Source organism: Alphaproteobacteria bacterium (genome assembly GCA_018063245.1).
Classification (GTDB): Bacteria; Pseudomonadota; Alphaproteobacteria; order JAGPBS01; family JAGPBS01; genus JAGPBS01.
In genome coordinates, this window is record JAGPBS010000066.1 from 1 (window position 1) to 8,709 (window position 8,709).

Here is an 8,709-nt window from a genome sequence, read left to right on the forward strand (position 1 = left end):
CAGTATATACAGAGATGAAAACTCTTCAAAAATCACCTAAAGTTATCTCTGCTTTGTTCGAAGCCCCTTTAGTTAAATACGCGGCTTGATATTCAAAATTCGACTATGTTACACTGTCGGAGTAATAATTAGAATTACCATTACCAATTAAAGAAAGCTCATTAAACTCCCGTGCAGATGTATTGGTTGCTGTAAAATTCGTGTCAAGCGGTAAATTATCAAGAGTTGCGTCCGTCGTAACGCCTAAACCTCCTGCCAAATTAGAAATAGTCCCCAATGTAGAAAATGTATTCGCCGCCGTATCAGTAACATAATAATAAGCCCCCCCCCGCGCTACAACACCTAAACCACTTGCAAAAGGGTTAGCACTGGTCGCTAAGAAATTTGCGCTACTTGCACCATTCACCGCCATTCCATCATTTGTAAAATCCCAACTAGCCGTGATGGTCGCCTCAGCCACGGATGCATAAAGACTTGCCGCCAATATGCCAAATGTTAAAAGAACTTTTTTCATTGCTTGCACTCCTTCTTTATGAATTGTTTCAATTCGGTATTCGCATTTAAAATAAGATTAAAAACACTGACTCTTACTTTTCATCGCAATAACCTTGCATATGTCATAGCAAAAAGCGTGCCAAGTTGAAAAGTCAATAAAATCATACAATTATACAATAATCATTGTTAGTAATTAAGATTGTTTGTAAAAAAAATTGACATTTTTGTTTCTTGTCATTTGATCGCAACGCACTTGCCATTATGGGCGGCTGTGTCATTCCAATTATTTCTTGTCATTCCGGCTCTTTCTTGTCATTCCTGCGTTCTTCTTTGTCATCCCTGCGGTCTGTACAACTTGTTTCGGCATCTCAAGATCCTGAAACAAGTTCAGGATGACAAGGTGGGTCAGGATGACAAGGTTGGAAGCTCAGGATGATATGTGGGTTTGGTTCAGAGAAGTTTTCATCCTCTTAGAAGGGAAAAATCACACATGATTTCGCATTATATTGCTGTTGGGATTCGCATGTCTCTGTGCTATTCTCAGCATTGGACTCAGCATCGGTTTTTTCTTTTTGGGTCTGAAATTGGTAAGATTCATATAGAAAGCTCCCTATGAAATACAGATATTTCCCTTTCGTTCTGGTCACCCTGTGCCTGATAGCTTGCAGCTCAGAAGAGCAGGCTTTGTATGAACAGAAACCTGCTTTTTATTCCTATATTTTTGGTAACGTTTATCAGGAAAAAGTTGATAAAGAAACACATGCCGATGTTTTGTCAACACCAGCGAGTTGCCAGAAAACTGTCACTGCTCTTGCGGCTTTAAAAGCGCTTGGGCCTGATTTTCAGTATGAGACAAAATTATATGCTTCTAAAAAAGAGGGCGTGCTACAAGATGTGGTAATCGGTTTTGTTGGGGATCCGACTTTGACATCTGATGATCTCACTAAGCTTTTGTCTTCAATCAAAGGCCAGACTGTTCAGGGATACATTCTTCTGGATGCATCGCGCTTTACAACGCAAGTCTATTCACCCAATGTCATGATTGATGATATGGGGTCTTACTATATGCCACCAGTTTCGAGTATGAATATCGATAGCAATCTTTTTGAAGTGAAAATGCCACCTGGTCCTGTTGGTCAATTGATTAAAGCCTCCAGTGATAGTCCCTTTGCAATTGATGCAAAAGTCACAACAGCAGAAGAGGGGGATCCATTGAAGATTGTTTGGGTTGGAGATCGCATGAAAGCAACAGGCCATGTGAATCCGAATGAGGAAATGAAACCAATCATGGTATCGCCTAAGACCATTGACACCTTTGCTCTTTATAAAATGCAGCGCGTGATGGATCAATTGCAAATTAAAGGAAATATTGTGATTGTAAAAGATCGCACGAAATTACCGAAGGATGTGGGTGAGGTTGCGTCACATCGTTCAATACCGCTTAAGGATATTCTGCCGCCAGCCTTAAAAATGTCTGATAATTTTGTGTTTGATAGTCTTTATCTAACGATGCTTCATCGATTTTCAAAAGAGGCAGTCATTGATGATTGGGCGCAAGGCGATGCGGTGATGAAAGCATTGATGAAGGATCATTATGGGGTTGATATGGAGAAGGCTTTGATGGTTGATGGGTCGGGTCTTTCGCGTTATAATCGGATACAGCCTCTTATGCTGTTTCAGGTTTTAAAGAAAGGCTATGAAGACAAAAACTTCGTGAATGCTCTTGCAAGACCAGGTGAAGAGGGCAGTACTTTGAAAAATAGAACAGATCTACCTGAAAAGCTCTATGCAAAAACAGGTGGGCTTATGGGTGTGAGCTGTCTTTGTGGTTATGAATTGGAAAATCCTGAGGATCCAAAAGCCTTTGTTGTAATGGTGAATGGCTTTGCGCCGACGGCAAAGGAACTCTTTCAAGTGATCGATCCTTTTATTCATAAGTCACTTAGGTAGAGATTCTTATTCTTTATCTTCTGTTTCTGGATCAAATGTTCGTTTAACGGGTCGTCCTGCTTTCACAAAGCTGAGAGCAGATGAATTGATGGAGTAGCGTTTACTTGTCGGCATTGGTCCATCTTCAAAAAAATACCCTAAGTGAGATGTGCAGCGAGAGCAAATAACTTCAGTTCTCGGAAAGCCGATAGCGCCTCTGGCTGTATCATCAGGATCTGGTCGTTCAATGATAGCGCCTGGAAGAACATCAAAGAAGCTTGGCCATCCTGATTTGGAATCAAATTTTGCCTCTGAGGTGAAGAGTGTGTGATCGCCACCGCAACAAGCGCAGTAATATTTCCCTTTTTCAGAAAAGCGCGTATATTGGCCAGATCCTTCAGGATCTGTTCCTTTTAAACGACAAATTCTGTAGGTCTCTTTTGTCAATTTTTGTTCATAATATTCGTTTGGTTGTCTGCGATAATCAAATTCTGCGCCCGTGGCTTGATCGGATAGAAAAAGAAAGGCGCAAAAGAAAGCTGTAAAGAGTGTTGTTGAGTAATGCATATATTGTTGTATCCTGTTGAAAATTTTAAAGCCGAACATGTTCTGCTCTAAAGCCGATGCCGATGATATAGCCAATGAGTTTTTGTAATAAAGGTGAGCGAAAGATCACTTTGAGGATGAAAGGTGGCTGAAAAGGTTGATCTTTTTTCAGGGCAGAAAAAAGAATGCGCTTATGCATCATGAGTTGCATGGCTTGTGTCATTTTAACAGGAAAAGTTCTGCGACGTTGGATAGCTTCAAGATCTGATTCAGTGACATTTTGTTGATTTAAAGGCTCAGCTAGGCGATTGGCCGTTGCGATTGCATCTTGGATTGCAAGGTTAATGCCAACACCACCAACGGGCGACATGGCGTGAGCTGCATCACCAATGCATAAAAGTCCTGGGCGATACCATTTTTTGAGAAAATCCACCTTGACAGTTAAGAGGCGAATTTGATCCCAGCTTTTTAATTCTTTTGTGCGGTTTTCAAATAGAGGCTCAACCTTTGCAATTTTTTCAAGCACAGCTTTTAGCCCTTCGGCTTTAATTCGATCAATTTCCCCCTTGGGAATCACATAGCCACATTGCCAATAATCGCCGCGATTGATGGTCACTAAGATTGTGCCGGGCAGAAAGCGTCCCATCGAGTCAGTGCGATCTGACTCCTTACGAGCGATTTGAAACCAGAGAACATCAATGGGCACGCCAAAATCTTGCACTTCTAATTGTGCTTTGTCGCGGGTGGCTGAGTGTCTGCCATCTGCACCAATGACGAGATCAGCATGAATGGAGAGGGTTCCTTTTGGTGTTTCAGCGATGATGCCAGTGATTCTCTCGTTAGAATCGTAAATGAAATCCATAAAACTTGTTTCCATGAGGCATGTAAAGTTTGGATAGGCTGCGGCTTTTTTCTTCAGAAAATTCAGAAAGTCCCATTGAGGGATCATGGCAATGTACGGTGCAATTGTATCCAGTTCAGAGAAATCAGCGAGCGTGACATTTCTGCCTTCGAGATTTGTTTTAAGCTCAAAGACTTTGTTGTGAGGTAAGTCTAGAAATTCATCAAGAAACCCGAGTTCTGAAATAACTTCAAGTGTTGAGGGATGAATCGTATCGCCTCTAAAGTCTCTGAAAAAATCAGCATGTTTTTCAAGAATAACGACTTCGATACCTTTGCGCGCTAATAAAAGAGCGAGCATCATGCCAGCTGGGCCGCCACCAACAATGCAGCAAGTTGTTGTGAGTGTGACGTTGGGTTTTGCTTTTGTCATTATTCTTCCTTAAGGATGTCACTTTAATCCTGCATATATTTCATCAAGGAAGAGTAAAAATCACAGGGCGCAAGAAAATAAATTAGGGGCGGCTAATACTCGTCATTGCTGTAAAGGTCACGTAATTCGTTGATGAAGAGTATCTGATTCGTCATCCTGAGGTCCGCAAAGCGGGCCGCGAGGATCCAGTCCTGAATGATCAACAAAAGAAACTGGTTGAGAGATTTCTGGATGGTCGCGTCGCTTCCACCTACGCCAAGGCTTCGGTGGACAAGTCGCTCCTCACCATGACGGTATTTATAGATTGCATTTACAACCTCTTCATCAACGAATTACGTGACCTTTACAGCAATGACGCAATGTTTTTGTTGCAATTTTTATTCGAGAGTCGATGTTGGGACCCAAGTGCCGTTGGTGTAAGTTGCTTCATCTGGGCCAGACCAAGGAGGTATTGTGACACAGATAAAAACAAGATCGCCCTCATCGCTGCGATATTGAAAATGTGTTCCTAAAGGGATATCGATACTAACACCGGCTTGAAGAGATGTTATGGATTCTTCTTCACCATTCTTGCGCCATATAGATCCTTTTCCGGATAAGACAAACCAAAATTCACAAACCGTATTGTGATAAATGGCATTTGAAATGAGGCCTTCTTTCAAAGTACAAATAAGCCATGCCGCCGAGATGATTGTTCATGAGAAGTCTTACTTCTGCGCCTGCGGGTGAGCGGTGTTGGTAATCATTTGGAATGTTGATTGTCTTCATTTTATGGTGCTTTCCTTATTCATATAGGTACTATAAGCGGCGGTTACGCAAAGTAAAGAGAAATTTTTTCTAAATTCTGGGTTTGTTTTTAAATTGGTAATAAAGATATTCTATCTTTGACAATATGTATATCTTATGGTTAATTGGTATCAGCTCGAAAAAATAAGAAATAAGGAGTTTAGAATGAAAAAGATACTTGTTCCCGTTAAGCGTGTTGTGGATTACAACATTAAAGTGCGTCCAAAGGCTGATGGCTCTGATGTTGATATCGCTCATGCCAAAATGTCGATGAACCCATTTGATGAGATTGCCGTTGAAGAGGCTGTGCGCTGTAAGGAAAAAGGCCTTACAGAAGAAATCACAGTTGTGACCATTGGTCCGGAAGCAGCGCAAGAAACACTGAGAACAGCATTGGCTTTAGGTGCAGATAAAGCGATTCACATTGTGGCAAATGAGTATCGTGAACCGATTAATGTTGCGAAACTTCTCTCAGCCATTGTGAGAAGAGATTCATACGATTGCGTGATTATGGGCAAGCAAGCCATTGATGACGATTGCAATCAAACAGGACAAATGTTAGCGGCTCTACTCGACTGGCCGCAAGGGACTTTCGCATCAAAGCTTGATGCACAAGGATCAGAAATTATGGTCACCCGTGAGATCGATGGTGGTCTTGAAACGCTCGCACTCAAATTGCCAGCTGTTGTAACAACAGATTTGCGTTTAAATGAACCGCGCTATGCAAGCCTGCCAAATATTATGAAGGCGAAAAGCAAGCCGCTTGAAAAAATTCAAGAAGCTGATTTAGGGATGGCTCTCTCAAAACATCAGGAATGCATCAAAGTTGCAGAACCACCAACACGTCAGGCTGGTATCAAAGTTGCATCTGTTGAAGATTTGCTCAGCAAACTGAAGTCTGAAGCAAAAGTATTCTAATCACAGCATCTTATCAAAATCAAAATTGAGGATTTACACATGGGAAAAGTTCTGATCATCGCCGAACATGACGGCAAAACAATTAAACCTTCAACCTACCATATTGCGAAGGCTGCGCAAAAAATCTCAGGCGGGGCTTATGATGCTTATATTGCAGGCTCAAGCATTGGCTCTTTGGCTGCAAACTTAGGCAAAATGGATTCATGCGTATCGGTCTATGCTGCAGATGCGGCGCATCTTGGGCATCAACTGGCTGAAAATATAGCGCCAGCGCTTGCCTCTTTGATTAAGGATAAAGGCTATACGCATGTTTTAGCGCCAGCAACAACATTTGGTAAAAACCTTATGCCACGCGTTGCGGCTTTATTAGATGTGTCAATGCTATCTGAAGTCACAGCCATTCAATCTGCTGACACGTTTGAGCGTCCGATCTATGCAGGGAATGTGATTTCAACAGTGAAATCTTTGGATCCAATCAAGGTGATGACAGTGCGGGCAACAGCTTTTGATGCTGTGTCTGTTGGGTCAGGCTCAGCGAAAACAGAAGCAGCACCAGCGGGAGCAGACAAGGGGCTTTCTCGCTTTGTGAAACAAGAGCTTTCTGTTTCTGAAAGACCTGAATTGACAGCGGCGCGCATTGTGATTTCTGGCGGTCGTGGTATGGGATCGGGTGATAATTTCAAAATGATTGAACGCATTGCTGATAAATTGAATGCAGCTATTGGTGCCTCACGTGCAGCAGTTGATGCGGGTTATGTGCCGAATGACTACCAAGTAGGGCAAACAGGTAAGATTGTGGCTCCTGACTTATATATTGCTGTTGGAATTTCTGGCGCAATTCAGCATTTAGCTGGGATGAAAGATAGTAAGATCATCGTTGCGATCAATAAGGATGAAGATGCCCCAATTTTCCAAATTGCAGACTATGGCTTGGTGGGCGATCTGTTCCAAATTCTCCCAGAGCTTGAGAAGAAGCTTGATGGCTATTTAGGGTGAGATTTTAGAGCTACCCATTTTTAATCTAGATAATCGTCATTCAGAGCCACCTCCTTTAAGAGGTGGCGTGGAATCTCAGCAATACTAAAACACAAGACAATGCTTGTTGATACATCCTAGAGACTCCATCAGCCTACGCCAAGGCTTCGGTCTGACAGGCGGGCTCCTGAAGGAGCCCTCTGAGTGACGACGTTAGCTTATCTTGCAATGCTGAATTTAAACCAGCATCTCTTACCCTTTGACAATTCTACTCTTCTGATTTAATAATAAGCCAAACATTAAACTGGAGAGTGAATAATGGCGACGCTTTACTTCGATACTGAGTTGGGTGAATATTGTGAATTGAATTGGTCGAGGGCTATTGTTATCTCTGGCGCTAATGTCTGTGATGCAGAATCAGACGATCCTATTGTTTCAAGGGCAGAGGTTCATATTTGGGACTTGATTCTCTCGTTTCTGGGTGATCAAGCAATCAATATGCGCAAGGTCTCCAGTTTCTTTGTGCGCCCTGAGTTTCGTCAAACTTATGAAGACTCACCGATTTGTCTTTATTCAGAAGCATCTAAGACCGATTTTGGGCGTTTTATTAATCATTTACCACCAGCCCAGAATATCAAAACAAATGTGAGCGTTTATTTACAGCCCTCAGAGCATAATCATTGGGGATCAGTATTTTATCCTTCTGAGTGGTTAGTGATTCAGTATTTTATGCCAAAAATCAAAAATCTATCGACTCTTATATTGGAAGGTGATTATGAATATATTGGGTGGCCTGATGCCGGATTTCCGGATCATGTGGTCTCGAGGATTGTAACCTTTGAAGAGGTCCCGAACTGGGGTGTGATCACACTATTTAACGCTCTTGAAAGCCTGGGGTGTAAATTGAAAGAGAGGGCAATTTGGTAGAATTGCCGCGCAAAGGAGATCTCGCTTCATTGCGCTCCTTTGATTTGCTGGCTTATGTTGATAGCGTGCCATTGTCTTTAGATGGTGTTTCTTCTATTTTGCACGCGATGCCAAATTTAGAGAGGCTTCAAATTGTATTGGAGCCATCTCGTCAGACTTCTGGGAGCCTATCATTAGAGCCACTAGCCTTAAAGCATCTGCGAAGCTTGAGGCTCTCTTGGTTAATGGATATGACATCGCTGGATTGGATGCATTTATTATTAGCAGCGCCTAATATTAGAGAGCTGAGACTGGCCCGTTGTTCAAGTCCAGCAGGCGGATTTCAAACGTTAAATGTAGCCGACTTACCTTTTTTAGAGAAAGCTGAATTTCGTTATATTCCCATGACGGTGCTTGGATTGAAGGCCTTTTTTGCAGCAGCGCCTCGGCTGAGAAAAATGACATTTAAAAATGATTCAGAGACTTACACACCATTTGAGAGATGTGAGTTTCAAGAAGAGCTCTATTCTTCAATGCGTGAGATTGCTATTTATTTTGATGGCAGTCAAAAAGGGGCAATTGATTCATTTCTGCCTTTTATTGAAAGAATGCCGAACCTTCAATCGATTTATTTGACACAGTGTTCTGTTTCAAAAAAGGAGGTTGATGAAGGTGTTTTTGCAGGCCTATACTTACTTAAATCTTTCAAATTGGTGCAGTCAGCCGTTACGGGATCATATTTGGGATCGCTCTTTAATGCTGCGACGAGCTTAAAATCACTCTTTTGGAACGACTCTGTTTGTGATTCGCCTCTTGAATATCTGAACAAGCAAGCATTGTGTCAATTATCAATTCTTGATTTTAGGAATGTTAAATTAGCA

The 8,709-nt window shown here is 42.0% G+C and carries 8 protein-coding genes and 1 pseudogene; 5 read left to right on the forward strand and 4 right to left on the reverse strand.

All coding sequences use genetic code 11. The features are described 5' to 3' along the window. Nucleotides 1-103: 103 nt before the first annotated feature. Nucleotides 104-514: a hypothetical protein gene (locus KBF71_08315; GenBank protein ID MBP9878315.1), complete on the reverse strand. Its 411-nt coding sequence runs from the start codon at nucleotides 512-514 to the stop codon at nucleotides 104-106. 593 nt (nucleotides 515-1,107) lie between these two features. Between KBF71_08315 and dacB the strand changes: the two genes are divergently transcribed. Continuing rightward, a complete protein-coding gene (gene dacB, locus KBF71_08320; GenBank protein MBP9878316.1) occupies nucleotides 1,108-2,445 on the forward strand; it encodes a D-alanyl-D-alanine carboxypeptidase/D-alanyl-D-alanine-endopeptidase in 1,338 nt (445 codons plus the stop codon). 6 nt (nucleotides 2,446-2,451) lie between these two features. Here the strand turns inward: dacB and msrB are convergent, their stop codons facing one another. From msrB to KBF71_08335, 3 genes and pseudogenes are all read right to left on the reverse strand, one after another. Then, entirely contained in the window at nucleotides 2,452-2,991 is a 540-nt protein-coding gene (gene msrB / locus KBF71_08325) for a peptide-methionine (R)-S-oxide reductase MsrB (protein MBP9878317.1), read from the reverse strand. A gap of 25 nt (nucleotides 2,992-3,016) precedes the next feature. After that, nucleotides 3,017-4,243: an FAD-dependent oxidoreductase gene (locus KBF71_08330; GenBank protein MBP9878318.1), complete on the reverse strand. Its 1,227-nt coding sequence runs from the start codon at nucleotides 4,241-4,243 to the stop codon at nucleotides 3,017-3,019. 377 nt (nucleotides 4,244-4,620) lie between these two features. Next, nucleotides 4,621-5,011: pseudogene (locus KBF71_08335) on the reverse strand (cupin). Between the two features lie 183 nt (nucleotides 5,012-5,194). Between KBF71_08335 and KBF71_08340 the strand changes: the two are divergent. The 4 genes from KBF71_08340 to KBF71_08355 all read left to right on the forward strand — a co-directional run. After that, on the forward strand, nucleotides 5,195-5,947 hold the full coding sequence (locus KBF71_08340) for an electron transfer flavoprotein subunit beta/FixA family protein (GenBank protein ID MBP9878319.1): 753 nt from the start codon (nucleotides 5,195-5,197) through the stop codon (nucleotides 5,945-5,947). A 39-nt stretch (nucleotides 5,948-5,986) separates the two neighbouring features. Continuing rightward, nucleotides 5,987-6,943: an FAD-binding protein gene (locus KBF71_08345; protein MBP9878320.1), complete on the forward strand. Its 957-nt coding sequence runs from the start codon at nucleotides 5,987-5,989 to the stop codon at nucleotides 6,941-6,943. Nucleotides 6,944-7,240: 297 nt separating this feature from the next. Next, nucleotides 7,241-7,849 (forward strand): hypothetical protein, encoded by a 609-nt coding sequence (locus KBF71_08350; protein ID MBP9878321.1) that lies wholly within the window; start codon nucleotides 7,241-7,243, stop codon nucleotides 7,847-7,849. Further along, the coding region (locus KBF71_08355) for a hypothetical protein (protein MBP9878322.1) at nucleotides 7,843-8,709 on the forward strand (867 nt) is incomplete at its 3' end. The genes KBF71_08350 and KBF71_08355, both read left to right, overlap by 7 nt.